The sequence below is a fragment of the Enterobacter sp. 186315 genome (assembly GCF_053290175.1).
On record NZ_JBPTTK010000005.1, the window covers coordinates 38,140 to 62,306 of the forward strand.

Genomic DNA, 24,167 nt, shown 5'->3' on the forward strand with positions numbered 1-24,167 from the left:
CGGCCTACAAACTTCTCAAAACCTGCTAAACGCGGTAAAAAAAAACCAGCCCGAAGGCTGGCCTTTTCGAAAGCAGACGGCGGTCGGTTATTTCAGACCGGCAGCGTCACGCAGCAGAGCGGCTTTGTCGGTTTTTTCCCACGGGAAATGTTCGCGACCAAAGTGACCGTATGCAGCGGTTTCTTTGTAGATTGGGTGCAGCAGATCCAGCATTTGAATCAGGCCGTATGGACGCAGGTCGAAGAACTCGCGCACCAGCAGGGTCAGCTGTTCTGAAGGCACTTTCTCAGTACCGAAGGTTTCAACCATGATGGAGGTCGGCTCAGCCACGCCGATAGCGTAGGAAACCTGGATCTCACAGCGGTCGGCCAGGCCCGCGGCAACGATGTTTTTCGCAACATAACGTGCAGCGTACGCGGCAGAACGGTCAACTTTAGACGGATCTTTACCGGAGAACGCGCCGCCACCGTGACGCGCCATGCCGCCATAGGTATCAACAATGATTTTACGACCGGTCAGACCGCAGTCGCCCATTGGTCCGCCGATAACGAAACGGCCCGTTGGGTTGATGAAGAATTTGGTGGCAGAGTTCAGCCATTCTGTTGGCAGAACCGGCTTGATGATCTCTTCCATCACCGCTTCTTGCAGGGATTTCTGGTCAATATCTTCGGCGTGCTGGGTCGACAGAACGACCGCATCGATACCCACGATTTTGCCATCGTCATACTGGAAGGTCACCTGGCTTTTCGCATCCGGGCGCAGCCACGGCAGGGTGCCGTTTTTACGCACTTCAGCCTGACGCTGCACCAGACGGTGTGCGTAGGTGATAGGCGCTGGCATCAGCACGTCGGTTTCGTTGGTGGCGTAGCCAAACATCAGGCCCTGGTCGCCCGCGCCCTGTTCCAGCGGATCGGCACGGTCAACGCCCTGGTTGATGTCAGGAGACTGTTTGCCAATTGCGCTCAGCACCGCGCAAGAGTTGGCATCAAAGCCCATATCAGAATGGACATAACCGATTTCACGCACCGTGTTACGGGTGATCTCTTCGATATCAACCCATGCGCTGGTGGTGATTTCACCGCCAACCATCACCATGCCGGTTTTGACATAGGTTTCACAGGCTACGCGCGCTTTCGGATCCTGAGCCAGGATCGCATCAAGTACGGCGTCGGAGATTTGGTCAGCAATTTTGTCTGGATGTCCTTCTGATACGGACTCGGACGTAAACAGGTGTTTTGCCATGTTTTATTTCACCTAAGAGGAATTTGGTTAGCTCAAGCTGCTGTGTGGAATAGCCAAAGGAGATAATTCTACCAAGGCCAGCAGGTTTTGACACTGGCAGTCTGAGTGTTAATCGGTATGGATGGATTAACATCTGGACGTCTATTTTAGGTCACTTCTTCGCCCGATTTCCAGTTTTTTTTGATTCATCTCTCACTGCGTTGAAATAGCCGCTGGAAATTTTTCCTGACGGCGCTGGCAAGGTGTGCAATTTTATTTTGCTTTTTACCCACCTTCTCGGTATAAAACGCGGCGCGCGGCTCATACAAAAAAGCGCTCGATGAACTCATCGTGTCGCCACTTCCAGCCGGGTTAAGCAGTGAACTTTTAGCTTTGGCTTGTGGTCCGTTTCAGCAGAGGCGGCCGTGGAGGTGATACGAGATAATGAACCATCGTTTTCCGCACATTCAGCGCAGCCGTTCTGGCGCGTATTTGATTCCCGCAACCCGCATCTCCAGTCTGCAAACCTGCCGATGTTATACCCATCTCGGTGCTTCTCAGGATTCCAGGGCCGGTCACGCCGTGTGAAAACTGAACAAGGGCGCTCTTGTTAATCAAGGGTTTTCTCGTGGTTTCGCCGAACCTTGTCATACAGAGTTCGGATACGTGTTTTACAATGATATGAATAAGAAACCGGTCGCACGGTCTGGATTTCAGCATACTCTGCTGGGAAACAGGGCCGTTAATGGGTTGTTATCGCCGTATAACGCTGCGATAGTAGTCAACTGTTTTACACTTAATACAAAGAGTTGAGGTTCGCTATGTCTGACGACATGTCTTCTTTTTCGCCTTCGTCAGCGGGCGAACAGGGTGTACTACGTTCTATGCAGGAGGTTGCGATGAGCTCCCAGGAAGCCAGCAAGATGCTGCGCACATACAATATTGCCTGGTGGGGCAATAACTACTACGACGTCAACGAACTGGGCCATATCACCGTTTGCCCGGATCCTGACGTTCCTGAAGCGCGCGTGGATCTCGCCAAACTGGTGAAAGCCCGCGAAGCCCAGGGCCAGCGTTTGCCTGCACTGTTCTGCTTCCCGCAGATCCTGCAACACCGTCTGCGTTCCATTAACGCGGCCTTCAAGCGCGCGCGTGAATCTTACGGCTACAACGGCGACTACTTCCTCGTTTACCCGATCAAGGTAAACCAGCACCGCCGCGTCATTGAATCCTTAATTCACTCCGGCGAACCGCTGGGTCTGGAAGCGGGTTCTAAAGCGGAGCTGATGGCCGTTCTGGCGCACGCGGGCATGACCCGGTCGGTGATCGTCTGTAACGGCTATAAAGACCGTGAATACATTCGTCTGGCGCTGATTGGCGAGAAGATGGGCCACAAGGTCTATCTGGTGATCGAGAAGATGACCGAAATCGCTATCGTGCTGGAAGAGGCCGAGCGTCTGAACGTTATTCCACGCCTCGGCGTGCGTGCGCGTCTGGCGTCGCAAGGTTCCGGTAAATGGCAGTCTTCCGGCGGCGAAAAATCCAAGTTCGGCCTGGCGGCGAACCAGGTGCTGCAACTGGTTGAAATCCTGCGCGAGCGCGGTCGTCTGGACAGCATTCAGCTGCTGCACTTCCACCTCGGTTCGCAGATGGCCAACATTCGCGACATCGCCACCGGCGTGCGTGAATCGGCGCGTTTCTACGTTGAGCTGCACAAGCTTGGCGTAAACATCCAGTGCTTCGACGTGGGCGGCGGCCTGGGCGTGGACTACGAAGGAACCCGCTCGCAGTCTGACTGCTCCGTCAACTACGGCCTGAACGAATACGCCAACAACATCATCTGGGCGATTGGCGATGCCTGTGAAGAGCACGGCCTGCCGCACCCGACGGTGATCACCGAGTCCGGTCGCGCGGTGACCGCACACCACACGGTGCTGGTATCCAACATCATCGGCGTTGAGCGCAGCGAAATCACCGAAGCCACGCCTCCGGCAGACGATGCCCCGCGTTCCCTGCAAAGCATGTGGGAAACCTGGCAGGAGATGCACGAGCCGGGCACGCGCCGCTCCCTACGTGAATGGCTGCACGACAGCCAGATGGACCTGCATGACATTCACGTCGGCTACTCTTCAGGCACCTTCAGCCTGCAAGAACGCGCGTGGGCAGAGCAGCTCTATCTGAACATGTGCCATGAAGTGCAGAAGCAGCTCGACCCGAGCAACCGCGCGCACCGTCCGATTATCGACGAGCTGCAAGAGCGTATGGCGGACAAAATGTACGTCAACTTCTCGCTGTTCCAGTCGATGCCGGACGCCTGGGGTATCGATCAGCTGTTCCCGGTTCTGCCGCTCGAAGGGCTGAACCACGCGCCGGAACGTCGTGCGGTGCTGCTGGATATCACCTGTGACTCCGACGGCGCTATCGACCATTACGTTGACGGCGACGGGATCGCCACCACCATGCCAATGCCGGAATACGATCCGGAGAACCCGCCAATGCTGGGCTTCTTTATGGTGGGTGCGTATCAGGAGATCCTCGGCAACATGCACAACCTGTTCGGCGATACCGAAGCGGTTGACGTGTTTGTCTTCCCTGACGGCAGCGTAGAAGTGGAACTGTCCGACGAAGGGGATACCGTGGCGGATATGCTCGAATACGTTCAGCTCGATCCGAAAAAACTGCTCACCCAGTTCCGTGACCAGGTGAAAAACACCGGTCTGGACGACGCGTTGCAGCAGCAGTTCCTGGAAGAGTTTGAAGCGGGTCTGTACGGGTACACCTACCTGGAAGACGAGTAGGTTAACCTCCCTCTTCCCGTGGGAGAGGGGCGGGGTGAGGGCAGCAGGCTGCTGTGCCGCTGATGCCCGGTGGCGCTGCGCTTACCGGGCCTACGTATGTAGGCCGGATAAGGCGGAGCCGTCATCCGGCAGAATGCTATACTCTCTTGAACCCGTATGCATTCCCGGCGATAATTCGCCCCAATTAGCGATTTACGAATCAATCCCTTCCTCGTCGGGTTTAACGACGCGGAGGGGATTTTTTTTCATCTGTTTTTAATGTATCGACTTAAAACGAGGTCAGGACATGAGCACTTTAGGTCATCAGTACGATAACTCTCTGGTATCTAACGCCTTTGGTTTTTTACGTCTTCCGATGAACTTCCAGCCGTACGACAGCGATGCTGACTGGGTCATCACCGGCGTGCCGTTTGATATGGCGACCTCCGGCCGCGCGGGCGGTCGTCACGGCCCGGCCGCCATCCGTCAGGTGTCAACCAACCTGGCCTGGGAGCACAACCGCTTCCCGTGGAACTTCGACATGCGTGAGCGCCTGAACGTCGTGGACTGCGGTGACCTGGTGTACGCCTTCGGTGACGCGCGTGAAATGAGCGAAAAATTGCAGGCGCACGCTGAAAAACTGCTGGCTGCCGGTAAGCGTATGCTCTCTTTCGGCGGCGACCACTTCGTGACCCTGCCGCTGCTGCGCGCCCACGCGAAGCACTTCGGCAAAATGGCGCTGGTCCACTTTGACGCGCATACCGACACCTACGCGAACGGCTGTGAATTCGATCACGGCACCATGTTCTACACCGCACCAAACGAAGGTCTGATCGACCCGAACCACTCCGTGCAGATTGGTATCCGCACCGAGTTCGACAAAGACAACGGCTTTACCGTGCTGGACGCGGGTCAGGTCAACGACCGCGGCGTGGACGATATTCTGGCGCAGGTGAAGCAGATCGTTGGCGACATGCCAGTCTATCTGACCTTCGACATCGACTGCCTGGATCCGGCGTTTGCACCGGGTACCGGTACGCCGGTGATCGGCGGCCTGACCTCAGACCGCGCGATCAAGCTGGTGCGCGGCCTGAAGGATCTGAACATCGTCGGGATGGACGTGGTGGAAGTGGCGCCTGCGTACGACCAGTCCGAGATCACCGCGCTGGCTGCGGCGACCCTGGCGCTCGAAATGCTCTACATCCAGGCGGCGAAAAAAGGCGAATAAGCCTTACGCGCTGACGGCTGCTGCGCGATTCATGCGCAGCAGCAACATTCCCCCCGCCAGCAGGGTAACCACCTGCGACACCACCAGTACCGAAAAGCCCGAACTGACCGATCCCGCCGACTTCATCACTATTCCCATCAGCAGCGGAATAAACGCCGCGCAGATATTGCCGATGCCGTTAATGATCCCGTACGCGCTTCCCACCGCCTCCCGGGCGGCGTGATGCTGGATGACCGCAGGGATCGCCGCCCCCTGAAGCCCCCAGAACATATTGGCGCACAGCATAAACAGCGCCAGCCATACGGGTTGCTGGCTCATCATCAGCGCGACGACGGACAGCGCCGTCAGCAGACCGCCTGCCACAAACAGCAACGGTGCCTGCTCCGGGCGCATTTTGTCGAGCAGCACGCCGCCCAGAAACTTCGACCCCAGGCTCAGCAGGAAGGGGACGGCGGCCAACATGCCCGTCGCGTGCAGCGAAAAGTGATGCTCATCGCGCAGCCACGCCGGAAGCCACGCGCTGCTGCCCCACAGATAGCTCAGGGTGGCGATCTCAACCAGCAGGATCCAGCCCAGCAGCGGCGTGCGCCAGGCCAGGGCAAAGGTCTGCGCAAAGCCCGGCTTTGCGCTTTTCGCGAAATCTCCTGGCGCGGGCAGAAAGCGCCAGATCAGCCCGCCGCCCAGCAGCAGGTTTAAGACCGCCAGCGCGTAAAACGATCCGGCCCAGCCCAGATTCGCCATCAGCCAGGTGACCAGCGGAAAGCCCACGGCCAGCCCGAGTGACACCCCCAGCGCCGTCACGGCGTTAGGTTTGCCTATCTCTTCGGGGCGAAAGTTATCGCTGATAAAGCGCGTCTTCAGCGAAAAAAGCGGCCCTTCAGCAACGCCCAGAATTACCCGTGCGATAAGCATGCCCATCAGCGATCCGAGCAGCGGTGAAATGGCGCAGACCACCGCCCAGACGGCAATGCTGATTAACAGTCCCTGCCGGTAATGCAGTTTGCTTTCAATAACCGGCGTTAATAATAAAGCCGAAAATCCATAACCCAGCAGAAAGCAGGTCATGAGCATCCCTTGTAACATTCTGTTTTCATTTAGCTGAAAATGTTCGGCAAATTCCGGGTTTAAAATCATTACCGAGATATTTACCCGGTCGACGTAGGAAATAATTATCAGTAATAGCAGTGCGATTGTACCTTGCCATCTTGCCGTCATCATGCCCGCCTTAGGTTTTTATCTCTTTATATTTTTATCACAGTGATTGTCACGGAGCTAAAATGGTTCACCTGTGAAACTCATTGATTATTAACGATAAAATAAAATTAGGTTTCACAGGTGAAACACTGCTCTGGTCAGCCTGTTTATTTTTAAGGAAGAAAATGAAAAGAAGTCAATATCTATTATTCGAAATAAAGGTCCATCAAAAAAACGTATTTATTCACGCCGGAATAATGAAAATTTCATATCGCTGCATTTTTTCGTGATCGTTTGCACACTTAGCTCATTAATTAGCGATTGATTAACAAATTCGTCACATTGCCGCTTGACGAAACATTCATCGCTTTTATATTGACCGTATTAAATAAGAAACAGAGTTTCATATATGAAACAAAAGCCTGGAGGATCGCGATGAGCTGGATAGGCGTATGTGACGCAGAACAAGTACAGGAAGATTTTCCCTTTAGCGGCAACGTCGATGGCAAAGAGATCGGCGTTTATTTGATTGACGGCGAATATTACGCGCTGGAAGACGTCTGCCCCCACGCCTATGCGCTGCTGAGTCAGGGCTTTGTGGAAGACGGCAAGGTGGAATGCCCGCTGCACGAGGCGGTCTTCGACGTCAAAACCGGCCAGTGCCTGCACGGCCCCGGCGGCCGCAACCTCAACCGCTACCCGGTTCGGGTCTTTGAAAACCAAATCCAGATTACCTTCGTCGAGGAGAGCGTGGCATGAGCGACACCCTGAACTTCAACCCGGCGCTGCCGGAAAGCCGCCAGTTCACCCCGCCGGCAGAGGGCGGTAACGGCGCTATTCATAAGCCAGGGGATTACACCAACCTGATCTGGCAGACCCGCAGCCGCGAGCCGGAAAACTGGGAGGTGAAGCTGATCGCCACGCTGGAAGATCTGTTCGAACAGGGCGCGGAAACCCTGCCGGAGCTGGTGAACGGGCTGAACGCGGTGCGCATGCACGACCAGCAGGGTGAGGCGTGGAGCGAGGCCAGCTTCCAGGCATTCTTACAGGTTAACGGCTACTGAGGACAAAACGATGACGACGACCGTACAACACTATCTCGATAAAGGTCTGCGCGGCCTCTGGTATCCGGTACTGGCAAGCTGGGAGGTGCAGTCTGCGCCGGTGGGCATCACCCGCCTGGGCGAGCAGATTGTGGTCTGGCGTAACAAAGACGGCCAGGTACAGGCGCTGGAAGACCGCTGCCCGCACCGCGGCGCGCGTCTGTCGATGGGCTGGAACCTCGGCGACCGCATCGCCTGCTGGTATCACGGCGTGGAGGTGGCGGGCAACGGCGAAGTGAAAGACGTGCCCGCCGTGGACAAATGCCCGCTGGTCGGCCAGCAGTGCGTGCGCAGCTATAACGTGCAGGAGGAGCACGGCGCCATCTTCCTGTGGTTTGGCGTCACCGCCGACCAGCAGCCGGACGAGCTGAGCTTCCCGGCTGAGCTAGCCGACACGGAAAACTTCAGCAACTTCCTCTGTACCGCCGCGTGGAAGTGCAATTACCAGTACGCGCTGGAAAACGTCATGGATCCGATGCACGGCACCTATCTCCATTCGTCGTCGCACTCGATGGCGGAAGGGGATCGAAAGGCGGACATGGTGCTCCAGCCGACCCAAACCGGTTTTATCTTTGAGAAAAAAGGCCAGAGCGGCGTCAACTTCGACTGGGTGGAGCTGGGCAACAGCGGCACCTGCTGGATGCGCCTGTCTATCCCGTACAAGAAGCGCTTCGGGCCGGGCGGCCACTTCTTTATCGTCGGCATGGTGGTGCCGGAGGATAACGACAACTGCCGCGTCTTCTTCTGGCGCATCCGCCGCGTGCAGGGCTGGCAGCGCGACATGTGGCGTTTCATGTACCGCAACCGCCTGGAAAAACTGCACTGGGAGGTGCTGGAGCAGGATCGCGTGGTGCTGGAAAGCCTGGCGCCCAACGCCCGGGAACATGAGTATCTCTACCAGCACGACGTGGGGCTTTCCCGCCTGCGCCGCATGATGCAGAAGGCCGCGAAAGAGCAGCTGGCGATGCGCGAAGCCCAGCAGGGAGCCGCCTGATGAACGGGCTGCTGAGCGGCAAGCGCATCGTCGTGACCGGCGCCGCGCGCGGGCTGGGCTACCACTTTGCCAAAGCCTGCGCGGAGCAGGGGGCGGCGGTGGTGATGTGCGACATCCTTGAAGGCGAACTGGCCGAAAGCGCTCACGGGCTGAGCGGGCAGGGGTTTGCCGTCGAATCGCACGTTATCGATCTGGCGGATCCGCATTCTATCGAGCAGGTGTTTCGCAAGATCGGCGAGCAGGGGCAGATTGACGGGCTGGTGAATAACGCGGCGATGGCGACGGGCGTGGGCGGCAAAAATATGCTCGATTACGATCCGGATCTCTGGGATCGGGTGATGAGCGTGAACGTTAAAGGCACCTGGCTGGTGACCCGCGCCGCGGTTCCGCTGCTGCGCGAAGGGGCGGGGATTGTGAACGTGGCGTCCGATACCGCCCTGTGGGGTGCGCCGCGCCTGATGGCCTACGTCGCCAGCAAGGGCGCGGTGATTGCCATGACCCGCTCAATGGCCCGCGAGCTGGGTGAAAAACGCATTCGCATCAACGCCATCGCGCCGGGGTTAACCCGCGTCGAGGCAACCGAATATGTGCCCGCCGAGCGCCATCAGCTTTATGAGAACGGCCGCGCGCTAACGGGCGCGCAGCAGCCGGAAGACGTCACCGGCAGCGTGGTCTGGCTGTTAAGCGATCTGTCGCGGTTTATCACCGGGCAGCTGATTCCGGTCAACGGCGGTTTTGTCTTTAACTAAAGGTGAGGCAACGATGGCAAACGTTCAGGAAGTGAAGTACCTGGTACCGGGGCTGGAGCGCGGTTTGCAGCTGCTGTTAGCCTTCGGCGAGCAGCATCGCGAACTGACCTTTGCCGAGCTGCACCGGCTGGTGGATATGCCAAAAGCCACCGCCTACCGCGTGGTGCAGACCCTGGAATACATGGGATTTCTGGAGCGCAACGCGCGCACCAATACCTTCTCGCTCGGCATGAACGTGCTGCGCCTCGGCTTTGAGTACATCGCCTCGCTGGACGTGGCGCAGGTCGGCCAGCCGGTCATCGAGCAGCTGCGCGACGTGAGCCAGTGCAGCAGCCATCTGGCGATCCGCGACGGGCGCGACATTATCTACGTCGCCCGCGTCAGCGCCGCCGGGTCGCGCATCAATCAGGTCAGCATCGGTACCCGCCTGCCGGTTCACTGCACCTCGCTCGGACGCATGCTGTTGACCGATATTTCCCGCGCCGACTTTGAACAGCTCTTCCCGCACGAGCGCCTGCCGGGCAACACGCCGGGACAGCTTCACGACCGCGAAGCGCTGTGGCAGATGGTGCAGCAGGACAAGGCGCGCGGCTACGTCATCGGCGAATCCTTCTTCCGCCACGGCATCTCCTCCATCGTCTACCCGGTGTATGACCGAAGCGGACGGGTGGCGGCGGTGGTCAGCATTCTGGTGCCGTCGGAAGAGATCCCGCAAACCGACCGCGAGCGCCTGCAAAACGAGGTGCGTCTGGCGGCGGATAAAATCTCTGGCTTCTTAGGGTATTTGTCACAGGCCAGTTAAATCAGTGAGTTAACGTCAGGCGCTTTGCTGCGTCGGGCATGTTTTACGCCCAGTTTGGGCCGAATGAGGCAACGAATAATGAGTGTAACCGGAATTGAAAAGCTGGAATTTGGCGTCGAAGACCTGACGCACTGCGCCAAATTTATGCTTGATTTTGGCCTGACGGGCGATGCCAGCGGCCAGCGTTTTACCACCCTGAGCGGCGCGCGCGTGGAGCTGAACCCGATCGACAGCCCCGACCTGCCGCCGGCGTTTGAAGCGGGCAACACCCTGCGCCGCATGACATGGGCGGTCGCCACGCGGGCGGATCTGGACGCGCTGCGCCCGAAGCTGGCGCAGCAGCCCGGCTTTCGCGAGGTGGGCGACGCGCTGGAGTGTCTCGACCCGAACGGCATGACCTTGCGCGTGCAGGTCAGCCAGCAGACCGACGTGGAGCTGAACGTTGAGCCGATTAATCAGTGGGGCGACGCGCGTCGCATCGACACCCCCAGCCCGGTGTACGATCGCGCCCAGCCGATTAACGTCGGGCACGTGGTGTTCTTCGTCGAAGAGCTGGCGGCGGTGGAGGCATTCTACCGCGAGGTGCTCGGCTTCCAGGTCTCTGACCGCTACATCAACCGCGCCGTGTTCCTGCGCTGCGGGAAGCGCGGCGGCCATCACAACCTGTTCCTGCTGCAACTGCCCAACCGCAAGCGCGGCCTGAACCACGTTGCCTTTACCGTGCGCGACATCCATGAGGTGATCGGCGGCGGCATCGCGATGAACAGGCACGACTGGAGCACCTTTATCGGCCCGGGTCGCCATCCGGTGTCGTCGGCCTACTTCTGGTACGTCAACAGCCCGACCGGCGGGGCGTTTGAGTACTACACCAACGACGATTATCTGACCGAAAACTGGCAGCCGCGCGAGCTTGAGCACTCGCTGGTCTCCTTTACCGAATGGGCCGTTGAGGGCGGTATCGACCACGACACGCGCCGCCAGCAGAAAAAGCCGGAGGCGGTATGACCTCGCGCATTGTCATTATCGGCGGCGGCCAGGCGGGCGGCTGGGCGGCGAAAACCCTGCGCGACGAGGGCTTTGACGGCGAGATCTGCGTGGTGGCGGAAGAGGCGTGGGATTTCTACGAGCGCCCGCCGCTGTCGAAAGCCTCTCTGCTGGAAGCGAACGCGACCCTCCCGCGGCTGTTTACTGAAGCTGCGCAGCAGGCGCTAAACCTGACCTGGCGTCGCCCGCTGCGCGCAGAATCCATCGACCGCGACGCGAAGGCGGTGGTGTTGAGCAACGGCGAGCGCCTTAGTTACAACATACTTTTACTGGCGACCGGAGGGCGGGCGCGCCTGCCGGGTGAGGCGTGGGACGCGCATCCGCAGGTCTATACCCTGCGCCACTGGCAGGATGCCCAGCGCCTTAAAGCGCGGCTGGCGGAAAGCCACACGCTGGCGATTGTCGGCGGCGGCTGGATCGGCCTGGAAATTGCGGCTTCGGCGCGCAAAAGCGGCGTGGCGGTCACGCTGTTCGAGCAGCAGCCCGCACTCTGCATGCGCTCGGTGAGCGGCGAGGTGTCGCAGCGCTTAGAGGCTATCCACCGCGAGCAGGGCGTGGATATCCGTACCGGCTGCGGCGCGCTGGAGCTGGAGGACGATAACGGCCTGCCGGTCATTCACTGCGACGGCAGGCGTGAAACCTTTGATGCGGTGGTGGTGGGGATCGGCGTCGATCTTAATCTCGAACTGGCGCGCGAGGCGGGGCTTCGCACGGAACGCGGGATCGTTGTCGATGCCCAGGGACGCACCTCGGATCCGTTTATCTTCGCCGCCGGGGATGTGGCGCAGCACCATCACTACGGCCTGTGCATTCAGTCGTGGGCCTTTGCCCAGAATCAGGCGGTGGCGACGGCAAAAGCGATGCTCAACCCGGATGCGCCCGGCTACGACGACGCGCCGTGGCTGTGGTCGGATCAATACCAGCACAACGTTCAGATCCTCGGCATTCCGCAGCCGGGCAGCACAACGATCGTGCGCGACAAGGCGCTGTTCTTCTCGCTGGACGCGAACGGGCGGCTGACGCAGCTGGTGGCGTTCAACGATGCCCGCACCGTAAAACTCGCGAAGCGCTGGATGGCGGCCGGGCGGGATCTGTCGGACGTCCCGCTCGCCGACCCGACCTTTTCACTGATGTCACTGCGATAGCTAACCCGCACCCGTAGGGGGAGACATGACCACATTAGAGACCAACACCGCGCCCGTTGAGGCGAGCGGTGAGGGGACCCGCACGCCCGAAAAAGCGGTGCGCTGGGCCATCCCGCTGTCGCTGCTGGCCTGCGTGCTGCTGGCGTTTTTCGACAAAATCAGCATTGCGGCGCTGTTTTCCGACGGCCATTTCCAGCAGGCGATGGGCATCGATTTTGACACCACGCGCCTCGGCATTCTGATGAGCGCGTTTCTGCTGAGCTACGGCTTTTCATCGGTCTTCCTCAGCGGGCTCGGGGACAAAATCGCGCCGCTGCGCCTGCTCACCGGGATGATGGCGGTGTGGTGCGTGCTGATGGTGGCGATGGGCTTTACCCATAACTACACGCTGATGATCGTGCTGCGCATTCTGCTCGGCGTGGCGGAAGGGCCGCTGTTCCCGCTGGCGTTTGCCATCGTGCGCCACAACTTCCCGCAGCATTTGCAGGCGCGCGCCACCATGCTCTGGCTGCTCGGCACCCCCGTCGGCGCGGCGATTGGCTTCCCGCTGTCCATCTGGCTGCTTAACACCTTCGGCTGGCAGAGCACCTTCTTTGTGATGGCGATGCTGACCGTGCCGGTGCTGATCTTCGTGCGTATCGGCCTGCGCGGCATTCGTCTTGAGGCGAAGCCCGCAACGTCACAGGCCTCCACGGACGAGCGGCGTGCCGCGCGGCGCGAGCTGTTCGTCAGCCCGCACTTCTGGATCATCTGCATCTTTAACATTGCGTTTCTGACCTACCTGTGGGGCATCAACGGCTGGCTGCCGGGCTACCTGATTAAGGGCAAAGGCATTCACCTGGAGCACGCGGGCTGGCTGTCGTCGATGCCGTTTATCGCCATGCTGGCGGGGGAAGTGATTGGCGCGTGGATCTCGGATCGGGTCGATAAGCGCGCGGCGGCCTGCTTTATCTCGATGGCGGGTGCCGCCGTCGGGCTGGCGGCGGTGATGCACCTCGACACCCCGCTGACCATCATTGCCGCCATGAGCTTCAGCACCTTTATGTGGGGCACGGGCGCGCCGAACATTTTCGCCCTGCTGGCAAAGGCCACCCATCCACGGGTGAGCGCCACGGCGGGGGGCATTTTCAACGGGCTGGGAAACTTTGCGGGGGCGCTGTCGCCTGCGGTGATGGGCGCGTTAATCGCCTTCACCCACAGCATGGATTCCGGGCTGATTTTTCTGGCGGTGATGGCGGCGGTGGGCTGCGTCCTGTTACTGCCGCTGCTTAAACGTTACTGAGGAGAGCGTCATGACTGATTCAACCGTAACTGCAAAACCGGGCGTGAAGCCTGAAAACCTGACCATGGAAGAGTGGGTCGAGTCGCGCATCGCGCGTTTCGAAGGCCGCAAATATGACTGGAACGCGCTGAAGTTCCAGGCCGATTTTGACCCAAAATACCGCCGCGCGCAGATGCGCTACATCGGCACCGGGGCAACCGGCGTGGCGAACGACACCAACACCGTGCAGGCCGACCACTTTACCTTCTCCACCATGGTGCTGCCGTCGAAGTGCGAAGGGCCGCTGCACCTGCACGACGACGTGGAAGAGGTGTTCTTCATGCTCAAAGGGCAGATCACGCTGATGATCCAGGACGGCGATAACTACACCGAAACCGTGCTGCGCGAGCGCGACCTGATCTCCGTTCCGGCGGGCATCTATCGCGGGCTGTTTAACCACGGGGAAGAAGAGGCGCTGATGTGCGTGATGCTCGGCACCAACAAGCCGGAAATCCCGACCTATCCCGCTGACCATCCGCTGTCCAAAGTGAAGCGCAGCTAAGGGGGCACGATGACGGAGTTTCGGGAACGGGGAAGCGGCATTCCGCTGATGCTGCTGCACGGTATCAGCTCGGGCGCGGCCTCCTGGCATAAGCAGATGGCGCTGGACGGTTTTCGCGTGCTGGCGTGGGATATGCCGGGCTACGGCGACAGCCCGATGCTGGCGACGGCGCGGGCGAACGCCGGGGATTATGCCGACGCGCTGGCATTGATGCTCGATCGCGCGGGCGTCTGGCGGGCGGTGCTGGTGGGCCACTCCCTCGGGGCGCTGGTTGCCAGCGCCTTTGCGGCGAAGTTCCCGGATCGCGTGCTGCATCTGGTGCTGGCGGACGCCGCGCAGGGCTACGGCCAGGCCGCGCCGGAGCAGCGCGAACAGGTCTGGCGCAACCGAGAGCAGCAGATAGCGCTGGGCGGCGACATCATGGCGCAAACCCGCGCGGCGAAGCTGCTGCGCCCCGGCGCGCGCCCGGGGGATATCGCCACCGTTGCGGCCGGAATGCGCAGGCTGCGCCCCGAGGGCTACCTCGCCGCTGCCTGGATGCTGGCGCATGACGACATTCACGGCTGGCTGAAGCGCTACTCCGGCAATTTTGAGGTCTGGTGCGGCGAGCAGGATGCCATCACGCAGCCCGAGCTGGTTCACGGGCTGGCGCTGCGCTACGGCATGCCGTTTACCGCGATTCCGCTGGCCGGGCACGCCAGCTATCTCGACAACGACGCGTTTTTTAACCAACAGCTTTTACGCATTAACGAAGAGGTTCGCGATGAATGCACAAATTGACGGGCGCGTGGCGATCGTCACCGGAGGTTCGTCCGGCATTGGCTTTGAAACCCTGCGCCTGCTGCTGGGCGAAGGGGCAAAGGTGGCCTTCTGCGGTCGCGACCCGGACAGGCTCGCCAGCGCGCACGCGGCGCTGCAAAACGAGTACCCCGACGGCGAAATTTTCTCTTACCGCTGCGACGTGCTCAACGCCGACGAGGTGCAGGCCTTTGCGCAGGCGGTGAATACGCGTTTTGGCGCGGCGGACATGCTGATCAACAACGCCGGGCAGGGCTACGTGGCGCACTTCAACGACACCCCGCGCGAGGCCTGGCTGCACGAAGCGGAGCTGAAACTCTTCGGCGTGATCAACCCGGTGCAGGCGTTTCAGGCGCTGCTGGAGCAGTCCGATATCGCCTCTATCACCTGCGTCAACTCCCTGCTGGCGCTCCAGCCGGAGGAGCACATGATTGCCACCTCCGCCGCCCGCGCCGCGCTGCTGAACATGACGCTCACGCTCTCGAAAGAGCTGGTGGGCAAAGGCATCCGCGTGAACTCCATTCTGCTCGGCATGGTCGAGTCCGGCCAGTGGCAGCGCCGCTTCGAGAACCGCGCGGATAAAAGCCAGAGCTGGCCCGAGTGGACGGCGGATATCGCCCGCAAACGCGGCATTCCGATGGCGCGCCTCGGCAAGCCGCAGGAGCCCGCGCAGGCGCTGCTGTTCCTCGCCTCGCCGCTGGCGTCGTTTACCACCGGCGCAGCGCTGGACGTTTCCGGCGGCTTCTGCCGTCACCTGTAAGGACGCATCATGAAAAAGGTCATGTTAATTGGTTTTGGCGCCATGGCGCAGGCGGTGATTGAACGCCTGCCTGCCGGGGTGACGATTGGCTGGATCGTCGCGCGCGAGTCTCACCACGCGGCGATTGCGAAACAGTTTGGCGATGCGGCGGTGGCGCTGGCCTCGCCGATGGAGTGCGCGGAAACGCCCGATCTGGTGCTGGAGTGCGCCAGCCAGCAGGCGGTGGCGCAGTACGGCGAAGACATTCTGCGTCGCGGCTGGCATCTGGCGGTGATCTCCACCGGGGCACTGGCCGACAGCGCCCTCGAACAGCGGCTGCTCGCGGCGGGCGGCAGGCTGACGCTGCTCTCTGGGGCGGTAGCGGGTATCGACGGGCTGGCGGCGGCGAAGGAGGGCGGGCTTGAGCGCGTCACCTACCGCTCGCGCAAAAGCCCGGCCAGCTGGCGCGGGAGCTACGCCGAGCAGCTGATCGATCTGAACGCGGTGTCCGACGCGCAGGTCTTCTTTGAAGGCAGCGCCCGCGAGGCCGCGCGGCTGTTCCCGGCCAACGCCAACGTGGCGGCAACCGTCGCCCTCGGCGGCGTGGGGATGGACGATACCCGCGTGCAGCTGATGGTGGATCCGGCGACAAAACGCAACACCCACACGCTGCACGTCGAGGGGCTGTTCGGGGAGTTCCATCTTGAGCTGAGCGGCCTGCCGCTGGCCTCTAACCCGAAAACCTCCACCCTGGCGGCACTCAGCGCGGTACGCGCCTGCCGTGAACTGGCGCAGCGCTAAGGAGCCACGATGGAAGAGCAGAAGATTTTTATTGGCGGCCAGTGGCGACACGGCGGCGGCAACCCGATGCAGAGCCACTTCCCGGCGGACGGATCGCTCAACGCAACGCTGCGCGCGGCCAGCCCCGACGATCTGGAAGAGGCGATCGCGGCAGGGGATCGCGCGTGGCGGGATCCGGCCTGGCGCAACAGCCTGCCGCACGTCCGCGCGAAGATCCTGCATAAGGTGGCGGATCTGATCGAGTCCCGCGCTGATGCGCTGGCGCAGATGCAGAGTCGCGACAACGGTAAACCGCTGGCGGAAGCGCGCGGGCTGGTGATGAGCGCGGCGGGAACCGCGCGCTACTTCGCCGCCGCCTGCGAGCTGCTGGAAGGGGAGCTGCCGACGCCGCGCCAGCCCGATTTGCTGACCCTGAGCCGCTATGAGCCGCTCGGCGTGGTGGCGGCGATCACGCCGTGGAACTCGCCGATTGCCAGCGAAATGCAGAAAGTGGCGCCCGCCATCGCGGCGGGGAACGCGGTGATTTTAAAACCCGCCGAGGCCACGCCGCTGATGGCGCTGGAGCTGGCGCGGATCTTTGAGCAGGCCGGGCTTCCTGCCGGGCTGCTGAGCGTGCTGCCGGGCAAAGGCTCGGTAATTGGCGACGCGCTGGCGCGCCATCCTAAAGTTCGCAAAATTTCCTTTACCGGCGGCACGACCACGGGGCGGCATCTGGCGCACGTGGCGGCGGAAAAGCTTATCCCCGCGTCGCTGGAGCTGGGCGGTAAATCCCCGACCATCGTGCTGGAAGACGCGGACATCGAGCAGGCCGCGCGCGGCATCTGCTACGGCATTTTCAGCTCGGCGGGTCAGGCCTGTATTGCCGGGTCGCGGCTGTTTATCCACGAGAGCCTTTACGCTCCGCTGATGGCGCGGCTGCTGGAGCTAACCCGCGGGCTGCGCGTCGGGCATCCGTTTACCGACGGCACGCACGTCGGGCCGCTGATTAACGACAAACATCGTCAGAGCGTTCAGGAGTACGTCGAGCTGGCGAAGCGAGAAGGGGGCCGCGTGCTGTGCGGCGGGGAGATCCCGGCGGATCCTGCTCTTGCCAACGGCAGCTTCTTCCAGCCGACGATTATTGAAGGGCTGAGCAACAGCGCCCGCGCCTGCCAGGAGGAGATCTTCGGCCCGGTGCTGGTCGCAATGCCGTTTTGCGATGAAGCGGCATTGATCAGCGAGGCGAACGACTCGGTCTACGGCCTGGCGGCGGGGATCTGGACGCGCGACACCGGACGCGCGCTGCGCCTGAGCGAGCAGCTTGAGGCGGGCACGGTATGGATCAATACCTACAAAGTGTTTGCGATTTCGACCCCGTTCGGGGGCTTTAAAGAGAGCGGTCTGGGCCGCGAAAAGGGCATTCAGGGGCTGAAGGCCTGGATGCAGCAAAAGAGCATTTATCTGGCGACGGGTAACAGCGTCAACCACTGGTGCGACTGAGAAAGGGTGAGCAATGAGCGAAATGATAACCGTCGGCGACGCCATCGCCAGAACGCTGGAGCAGTATCAGGTTGAGGCCATCTACGGCGTCATCTCTATTCACAACCTGCCGATCGCCGACGCGGTCGGGCAGCGCGGCAACATCCGCTTCGTGCCCGCGCGCGGTGAAGCCGGTTCCGTCACCATGGCCGATGCCCACGGGCGTTTTTCCGGCCTCGGCGTGGCGCTGACCAGCACCGGGGCAGGGGCGGGTAACGCCGTGGGGGCGCTGGTGGAGGCGATGAACGCCTGCACGCCGCTGCTGCACTTAACCGGGCAGGTGGAAAAAGCCTGGCTCGATGCCGACACCGGGTTTATCCATGAAACCCGCGACCAGCTGACCTTCCTGAAGGCCAGCTCAAAACGGGCGTACCGCATCAGCAACGCCAGCCAGGCGATAGCGATCCTGCACAAAGCCATTCAGGAGGCGCAAACCCCGCCGTGCGGGCCGGTCTCCGTGGAAATTCCGATTGATATTCAGGGCGCGAAAATCCCGCACTCGCTGGTGACGGCGCCCGTCAAACCCGCGGCGGCGTGCGGCGTTGATCCCACGGTGGTCGATACCCTGTGGGCGCAGCTTAAGCAGGCGAAACAGCCGCTGCTGTGGCTCGGCGGCGGCGCGCTCGGCAGCGTTAGCGCGGTGAAAAAGCTGGCGGACGCGGGCATCACCGTTATCTCCAGCACCCACGCGCGCGGCGTGCTGCCGGACGCCCATCGCGCCAGCCTGCGGGCGTTTCATAACTCGCCGTCGGTGGAGGCGCTTATTTCGCGCTGTGATTTCACGCTGGTGGCGGGCTCGCGCCTGCGCAGCAACGAAACCCGCTCCTGGACGCTTGAGCTGCCGCACCCGCGCGTGCAGATCGATATCGATCCGGCGGCGGCGAGCCGTAACTATCTGATGGATAACACCCTGATCGCGGACTGTTCTGCCCTGCTCGACGCGCTGGCTGAAAAAGCGCAGGGGCGGGAATGGGGTAACGCGCAGTGGGACGGTGAGGTAAAAGAGGCGGTGCATCAGGCAGAGCAGGGGCTGCGCGAGCAGTGCGGGGCCTACGCGACGCTTAACGATGCGATTGCGAAGGCGCTGCCGGACGATGGCCTGCTGGTGCGCGATATTACCGTTTCCGGCAGCCTGTGGGGCAGCCGACTGTTCCGCGCCAGCGGCCCGCTGATGAACATTCACTCTCTGGCGGGGGCGATTGGCATGGGGCTGCCGATGGCGATCGGCACCGCGATTGCCAATCCGCAGCGCAAAGTGGTGGGGCTGGTGGGCGACGGCGGCCTCAGCCTGAATCTGGGCGAGCTGGCGACGCTGGCGCAGGAGAAAGCCAACGTGACGCTGCTGGTGATGAACGACGGCGGTTACGGGGTGATGCGCGGCATCCAGGACAAGTACTTCGGCGGGCGTCAGTATTACAACGAACTGCACACGCCGGACTTTACCCTGCTGGCGCAGGCCATCGGTTTACAGGCGTGGAGCGTGGAGCGGGCGGAGGATTTCGATGCGGTCATGACCGAAGCGCTGGCGATGCCGGGGCCGTCGGTGGTGGAAGTGCGGATGGGGCAGATTGGCGCCCTGAAGTTCGCCGGGCCGCCGCAGAAGACGCTTTACTAGCTGTGTAGTGCGGTCTGATGCCCTCACCCCAGCCCTCTCCCACAGGGAGAGGGTGTTTTAATTTCCCTCTCCCTGCGGGAGAGGGTTAGGGTGAGGGGAAAAACTTAGAACACGTTAAACGGATATTCCACGTACACGCGGATCTCGTCCCCGTCCACGTTGTAATCGCTGGCGTTGCTGGAAACGCGCAGCACCGAATAACGCAGCTTCAGCTTCAGATCTTTCGCCGGGCCGTCCTGCACCTGGTACTGAACCTGGTTAAACCACTCGTGCTCTTTACCGTTGCTGGTTTCAGAGGTTTTGATGTTGTCGCCGCGCACGTAGGCGGTGGTCCAGCTCAGGCCCGGCAGGCCCAGCCCGCCAAAGTCCAGTCCGTAGGAGGCCTGCCATGAGCGCTCGTCTTCGCCGTTAAAATCAGACCAGTAGGAGTTCGCCAGCCAGATGGTGTTGCCGCCGTCACCCACGCCGCCACGATCGCGATAGCCGCCGTAGTTATAGCCGGTGCTGCCGCTGCTCTGCTGGTACGCCACTTTGAACGTGTGAATGTCCCAGATGTAGCTTGCCGCCAGGCTCCAGATGGTGTTGCTACGACCGGTATCGAGGCTGTCGGCGTAACCCTGGTCCAGACGGGAGTTGTAGCCGTTAAAGTCGAGCACCAGCTGCTGCCCGGTGCTGAACGGCTGTTTGAAGTTCATGCCCAGATACTGCTTGTTCATCACCTCTTCGTTATGAGAGGCGTACAGCGCGCCGCTGAACTGGTCGTTAAACTGGTAGCTCGCGCCGCCGAAGGAGAGGCTCTTCAGGCCGCTGTCGTGGCGGTCGTCGCTTTTACGCTGTTCGTCGGTGAAGTAACCGGCGTTTACTTCCAGGCCGTCGATCTCTTTGGAGGTCAGCATCGTCCCGGTATAGCTTTCAAACAGCAGGCGGGAGTTGTCGGCGTTGATAATCGGCAGCTCGGGGCGCTGATTACCGTAGCTCAGCACGGTGTTGGAGAAACGCATTTTGGCGGTAGCGCCAAACTTCGCCAGATCGGACTTCGCGCGGCCATCGTCTTCCTGTTTAAAGAAGTCGATCCCGCCCGCACCGCTCTTGCCGCGGCCGCCGTCCAGACGCACGCCGTACTGGGCAATGCCGTCCACGCCAAAGCCGACCAGCCCTTCGGTATAGCCGGATTCAAAGGTCGCAACGATACCCTGACCCCATTCGGCTTTATCCTGCTGGCCCTGATGATAGTCGCGGCTGATATAGGCGTTACGTAAAAACAGATCTAAATGGCTGTCGTTAACAAAACCCTGGCTGTCAGATTGCTGGCTTGCAACGGCAGGCAATGCAGCAAATAAACTTAATGCAACGAACGATAATTGTTTTTTCACGGAGGGAACATCTCTGTATTAATAGATTTATTTGAATGACGCGCGGGAAATAATTACCGGAAAGTTTACCGATTGCAATAATTATGTGACCAATTATTTCTGAAGGAAATGCTGATGCGGCGCGGCTTGCAGAGGTGTTATCGATACGTGCGGTTAAGTTAACAATTCATGCGAAATAAAAAGGAGGCAAAATTGCCTCCTTCCAAAATTATTTAATTCCGTCTGCCGTCATGCGGTCGCGAATATGTTGTGCGCGCGCTTCAGAGGCCGGGTGATCGTCAAACATCGAGCTTTGACGTCCCGCTTCCTGTTTCGCCAGCTTTTCGAAGCTGGTGGCTAAGCCGACCGGATTAATGCCGCGTTTGCGCAACAGATCGTAAGAGTAGTCATCCGCCTCGGATTCCTGACGCTGGGAGAACTGGGAGTTGACCAGTTTTTCACCCATGTCGCCAAGCTGAGACTGGGACAGGCTGCCCACGATGCCGCCGGCAGAGGCCGCCGCCGCGCGAACCGCGTTGGTGCCCAGCGCCACCTGCATCCCTTTCTTCACGTGGCCGAGCGCGACGTGGCCCATTTCGTGTCCGATAACGGCTTCCACTTCGTTGTCGGTCATCATGTCCATCAGGCCGCTGTAAACGCGGATACAGCCGTTAGCCATCGCGAAGGCGTTGACGTCTTTCGCCATGTAAACCTTGTAGTTCACCGCCTGACCGTTGATGTTGTCGCCCAGCGCGGAAGCAATCTTATTCAGACGCTGCGCGTAAGTGCTGCTGGCAGGCGCGATGGTCGCCTTGCCGTCCATCTCTGTACAGGCCTGGTCGCTCAACGCCTTCACCTGAGCATCGCTCAGGGAGTAGGCCTGAAAAGCTTCCGCGCCGGAGGTCATCAGGCCGTTAGAGTCCATATTCTGACAGCCGCTCAGCAGGAGCGTTGTACCCAGGGCCAGCACTATTGCACGCATTTTCATGAGGTTGCTTCCGTACTCGTTAGTCTGAATTTTATCCGAAATATGCACCGCTCAGGGGGCGGCGTCGGCTAAGTATAAGGAATATGCACGAGGCCGGGCGAGTAGATTGCGCAACCTGCGAGCATGATCCAGAGATTTCTTAAGCGGCAAAAGAATGGTCCATGTACATGCTTTGTCGCTTGGGTTACATTGTTGGCACTTTTTTCCGGCGTAGCCCAAAACGCGCTGTCGTCAAGGGCATGGCCTTTAACAGTCCGATCTGGAGTTAAAATGTCCTCACGTAAAGAGCTTGCTAATGCTATTCGTGCGCTGAGCATGGACGCAGTACAGAAAGCCAAATCCGGTCACCCGGGCGCCCCTATGGGCATGGCTGACATTGCCGAAGTCCTGTGGCGTGATTTCCTGAACCACAACCCGCAGAACCCATCATGGGCTGACCGCGACCGTTTCGTCCTGTCTAACGGCCACGGCTCTATGCTGATCTACAGCCTGCTGCACCTCACTGGCTACGACCTGCCAATCGAAGAACTGAAAAACTTCCGTCAGCTGCACTCTAAAACGCCAGGTCACCCGGAAGTGGGTTACACCGCGGGCGTTGAAACCACCACCGGCCCGCTGGGTCAGGGTATTGCTAACGCCGTTGGTTTCGCGATTGCAGAAAAAACGCTGGCTGCGCAGTTCAACCGTCCGGGTCACGACATCGTTGACCACTTCACCTATGCGTTCATGGGCGACGGCTGCATGATGGAAGGCATTTCTCACGAAGTGTGCTCCCTGGCAGGTACCCTGAAGCTGGGCAAACTGGTTGCGTTCTATGACGACAACGGCATCTCCATTGACGGTCACGTTGAAGGCTGGTTCACCGACGATACCGCAGCGCGTTTCGAAGCCTACGGCTGGCACGTTGTGCGCGGCGTTGATGGCCACGATGCTGACTCGATTAAACGTGCAGTAGAAGAAGCGCGTTCCGTCACTGACAAACCGTCCCTGCTGATGTGCAAAACCATCATCGGTTTCGGCTCGCCAAACAAAGCGGGTACACACGACTCCCACGGTGCGCCGCTGGGCGACGCGGAAATCGCGCTGACTCGCGAGCAGCTTGGCTGGAAATACCCTGCATTCGAAATCCCATCTGAAATCTATGCCCAGTGGGATGCAAAAGAAGTGGGCCAGGCGAAAGAGTCTGCGTGGAACGAGAAGTTTGCCGCTTACGCGAAAGCCTTCCCGCAGGAAGCCGCTGAATTTACCCGTCGTATGAAGGGCGACATGCCGTCTGACTTCGACGCGAAAGCGAACGAATTCATCGCCAAACTGCAAGCGAACCCATCCAAAATCGCCAGCCGTAAAGCGTCCCAGAATGCGATCGAAGCCTTTGGTCCTCTGCTGCCAGAATTCCTCGGCGGCTCCGCTGACCTGGCGCCATCTAACCTGACCCTGTGGTCTGGTTCTAAGCCAATCAACGAAGATGCTGCCGGTAACTACATCCATTACGGTGTACGTGAATTTGGTATGACGGCTATCGCGAACGGTATCGCGCTGCACGGTGGTTTCCTGCCGTACACCTCTACCTTCCTAATGTTCGTTGAGTACGCGCGCAACGCCGTGCGTATGGCTGCGCTGATGAAACAGCGTCAGGTGATGGTCTACACCCACGACTCCATCGGTCTGGGCGAAGATGGCCCGACTCACCAGCCGGTTGAGCAGGTGGCATCTCTGCGCGTTACGCCAAACATGAGCACATGGCGTCCGTGTGACCAGGTTGAATCCGCGGTAGCGTGGAAATACGGCGTTGAGCGTCACGACGGCCCGACCGCGCTGATCCTCTCCCGTCAGAACCTGGCACAGCAGGAGCGTACTGAAGAGCAGCTGGCAAACATCGCTCGCGGTGGTTACGTGCTGAAAGACTGCGCGGGCCAGCCGGAACTCATCTTCATTGCGACCGGTTCCGAAGTTGAACTGGCCGTTGCTGCATGGGAAAAACTGACCGCAGAAGGCGTGAAGGCGCGCGTGGTGTCCATGCCGTCTACCGATGCGTTCGACAAGCAGGACGCGGCTTACCGTGAATCCGTACTGCCTAAAGCGGTTTCCGCTCGCGTGGCGGTGGAAGCGGGTATCGCTGACTACTGGTTCAAATACGTGGGCCTGAACGGCGCCATCGTCGGCATGACCACCTTCGGTGAATCTGCTCCGGCAGAGCTGCTGTTCGAAGAGTTCGGCTTCACCGTTGAGAACGTTGTCGCGAAAGCGAAAGAACTGCTGTAATTGCTGTTTTGCCC

General features: G+C 60.3%; 23 protein-coding genes. 19 read left to right on the forward strand and 4 right to left on the reverse strand.

All coding sequences use genetic code 11. The features are described from left to right. Nucleotides 1-87 precede the first annotated feature (87 nt). Complete coding sequence (gene metK, locus ACSVHP_RS07530) at nucleotides 88-1,242, reverse strand: methionine adenosyltransferase (protein WP_234676543.1); 1,155 nt, start codon at nucleotides 1,240-1,242, stop codon at nucleotides 88-90. Between the two features lie 423 nt (nucleotides 1,243-1,665). On the opposite strand from metK, the gene ACSVHP_RS07535 reads away from it, so the two are divergent. The 4 genes from ACSVHP_RS07535 to speB all read left to right on the forward strand — a co-directional run bounded on the left by ACSVHP_RS07535 (nucleotide 1,666) and on the right by speB (nucleotide 5,226). Beyond that, nucleotides 1,666-1,809 carry a hypothetical protein gene (locus tag ACSVHP_RS07535; RefSeq protein WP_420536334.1) on the forward strand — a complete coding sequence of 48 codons (144 nt, stop codon included), beginning with the start codon at nucleotides 1,666-1,668 and terminating at the stop codon, nucleotides 1,807-1,809. A 93-nt stretch (nucleotides 1,810-1,902) separates the two neighbouring features. Then, nucleotides 1,903-2,034, forward strand: coding sequence for an acid stress response protein YqgB (gene yqgB, locus ACSVHP_RS07540; RefSeq protein WP_234676541.1), 132 nt, complete (start codon nucleotides 1,903-1,905; stop codon nucleotides 2,032-2,034). Nucleotides 2,035-2,042: 8 nt separating this feature from the next. After that, a complete protein-coding gene (speA, locus tag ACSVHP_RS07545; protein ID WP_234676540.1) occupies nucleotides 2,043-4,019 on the forward strand; it encodes a biosynthetic arginine decarboxylase in 1,977 nt (658 codons plus the stop codon). 286 nt (nucleotides 4,020-4,305) lie between these two features. After that, nucleotides 4,306-5,226: an agmatinase gene (speB, locus tag ACSVHP_RS07550; RefSeq protein ID WP_006811917.1), complete on the forward strand. Its 921-nt coding sequence runs from the start codon at nucleotides 4,306-4,308 to the stop codon at nucleotides 5,224-5,226. Nucleotides 5,227-5,229: 3 nt separating this feature from the next. Here speB and ACSVHP_RS07555 read toward each other — a convergent pair whose 3' ends face one another. After that, nucleotides 5,230-6,441 (reverse strand): MFS transporter, encoded by a 1,212-nt coding sequence (locus ACSVHP_RS07555; RefSeq protein ID WP_447551654.1) that lies wholly within the window; start codon nucleotides 6,439-6,441, stop codon nucleotides 5,230-5,232. A 414-nt stretch (nucleotides 6,442-6,855) separates the two neighbouring features. Here ACSVHP_RS07555 and ACSVHP_RS07560 point away from each other — a divergent pair, with 414 nt between their 5' ends. The 14 genes from ACSVHP_RS07560 to ACSVHP_RS07625 all read left to right on the forward strand — a co-directional run bounded on the left by ACSVHP_RS07560 (nucleotide 6,856) and on the right by ACSVHP_RS07625 (nucleotide 19,551). Beyond that, a complete protein-coding gene (locus tag ACSVHP_RS07560) occupies nucleotides 6,856-7,179 on the forward strand; it encodes a Rieske (2Fe-2S) protein (protein WP_014885174.1) in 324 nt (107 codons plus the stop codon). After that, on the forward strand, nucleotides 7,176-7,484 hold the full coding sequence (locus tag ACSVHP_RS07565) for a recombinase-like helix-turn-helix domain-containing protein (protein WP_447551497.1): 309 nt from the start codon (nucleotides 7,176-7,178) through the stop codon (nucleotides 7,482-7,484). The genes ACSVHP_RS07560 and ACSVHP_RS07565 overlap by 4 nt, the downstream gene beginning before the upstream one ends. Before the next feature lie 10 nt (nucleotides 7,485-7,494). Then, on the forward strand, nucleotides 7,495-8,517 hold the full coding sequence (locus tag ACSVHP_RS07570; RefSeq protein WP_447551499.1) for a Rieske 2Fe-2S domain-containing protein: 1,023 nt from the start codon (nucleotides 7,495-7,497) through the stop codon (nucleotides 8,515-8,517). After that, complete coding sequence (locus ACSVHP_RS07575) at nucleotides 8,517-9,266, forward strand: SDR family oxidoreductase (RefSeq protein WP_447551500.1); 750 nt, start codon at nucleotides 8,517-8,519, stop codon at nucleotides 9,264-9,266. The genes ACSVHP_RS07570 and ACSVHP_RS07575 overlap by 1 nt, the downstream gene beginning before the upstream one ends. Before the next feature lie 13 nt (nucleotides 9,267-9,279). Beyond that, nucleotides 9,280-10,068 carry an IclR family transcriptional regulator gene (locus tag ACSVHP_RS07580; RefSeq protein ID WP_417314047.1) on the forward strand — a complete coding sequence of 263 codons (789 nt, stop codon included), beginning with the start codon at nucleotides 9,280-9,282 and terminating at the stop codon, nucleotides 10,066-10,068. A gap of 78 nt (nucleotides 10,069-10,146) precedes the next feature. Further along, nucleotides 10,147-11,073, forward strand: a complete 927-nt coding sequence (locus tag ACSVHP_RS07585) for a VOC family protein (RefSeq protein WP_447551502.1) — start codon at nucleotides 10,147-10,149, stop codon at nucleotides 11,071-11,073. Beyond that, nucleotides 11,070-12,257 (forward strand): NAD(P)/FAD-dependent oxidoreductase, encoded by a 1,188-nt coding sequence (locus ACSVHP_RS07590; protein WP_447551504.1) that lies wholly within the window; start codon nucleotides 11,070-11,072, stop codon nucleotides 12,255-12,257. Before ACSVHP_RS07585 ends, ACSVHP_RS07590 begins: the two co-directional genes overlap by 4 nt. 25 nt (nucleotides 12,258-12,282) lie before the next feature. Continuing rightward, a complete protein-coding gene (locus ACSVHP_RS07595) occupies nucleotides 12,283-13,539 on the forward strand; it encodes an MFS transporter (protein WP_447551506.1) in 1,257 nt (418 codons plus the stop codon). 10 nt (nucleotides 13,540-13,549) lie between these two features. Continuing rightward, entirely contained in the window at nucleotides 13,550-14,080 is a 531-nt protein-coding gene (locus ACSVHP_RS07600; RefSeq protein WP_417313436.1) for a cupin domain-containing protein, read from the forward strand. A 9-nt stretch (nucleotides 14,081-14,089) separates the two neighbouring features. After that, complete coding sequence (locus tag ACSVHP_RS07605) at nucleotides 14,090-14,860, forward strand: alpha/beta fold hydrolase (RefSeq protein ID WP_447551508.1); 771 nt, start codon at nucleotides 14,090-14,092, stop codon at nucleotides 14,858-14,860. Continuing rightward, nucleotides 14,844-15,638: an SDR family oxidoreductase gene (locus tag ACSVHP_RS07610; RefSeq protein ID WP_447551509.1), complete on the forward strand. Its 795-nt coding sequence runs from the start codon at nucleotides 14,844-14,846 to the stop codon at nucleotides 15,636-15,638. Before ACSVHP_RS07605 ends, ACSVHP_RS07610 begins: the two co-directional genes overlap by 17 nt. Before the next feature lie 9 nt (nucleotides 15,639-15,647). Beyond that, on the forward strand, nucleotides 15,648-16,418 hold the full coding sequence (locus ACSVHP_RS07615) for an aspartate dehydrogenase (protein WP_447551511.1): 771 nt from the start codon (nucleotides 15,648-15,650) through the stop codon (nucleotides 16,416-16,418). 9 nt (nucleotides 16,419-16,427) lie between these two features. Continuing rightward, nucleotides 16,428-17,897: an aldehyde dehydrogenase gene (locus ACSVHP_RS07620; RefSeq protein ID WP_447551512.1), complete on the forward strand. Its 1,470-nt coding sequence runs from the start codon at nucleotides 16,428-16,430 to the stop codon at nucleotides 17,895-17,897. A gap of 13 nt (nucleotides 17,898-17,910) precedes the next feature. Beyond that, on the forward strand, nucleotides 17,911-19,551 hold the full coding sequence (locus tag ACSVHP_RS07625) for a thiamine pyrophosphate-binding protein (RefSeq protein WP_447551514.1): 1,641 nt from the start codon (nucleotides 17,911-17,913) through the stop codon (nucleotides 19,549-19,551). A 104-nt stretch (nucleotides 19,552-19,655) separates the two neighbouring features. On the opposite strand, the gene ACSVHP_RS07630 is transcribed toward ACSVHP_RS07625, so the two are convergent. Next, a complete protein-coding gene (locus tag ACSVHP_RS07630) occupies nucleotides 19,656-20,924 on the reverse strand; it encodes an OprD family outer membrane porin (protein WP_447551515.1) in 1,269 nt (422 codons plus the stop codon). A 208-nt stretch (nucleotides 20,925-21,132) separates the two neighbouring features. Then, nucleotides 21,133-21,891, reverse strand: coding sequence for a metalloprotease LoiP (gene loiP, locus ACSVHP_RS07635; protein WP_234670727.1), 759 nt, complete (start codon nucleotides 21,889-21,891; stop codon nucleotides 21,133-21,135). 270 nt (nucleotides 21,892-22,161) lie between these two features. Here loiP and tkt point away from each other — a divergent pair, with 270 nt between their 5' ends. Further along, nucleotides 22,162-24,153 carry a transketolase gene (tkt, locus tag ACSVHP_RS07640; protein WP_447551518.1) on the forward strand — a complete coding sequence of 664 codons (1,992 nt, stop codon included), beginning with the start codon at nucleotides 22,162-22,164 and terminating at the stop codon, nucleotides 24,151-24,153. Nucleotides 24,154-24,167 lie beyond the last annotated feature (14 nt).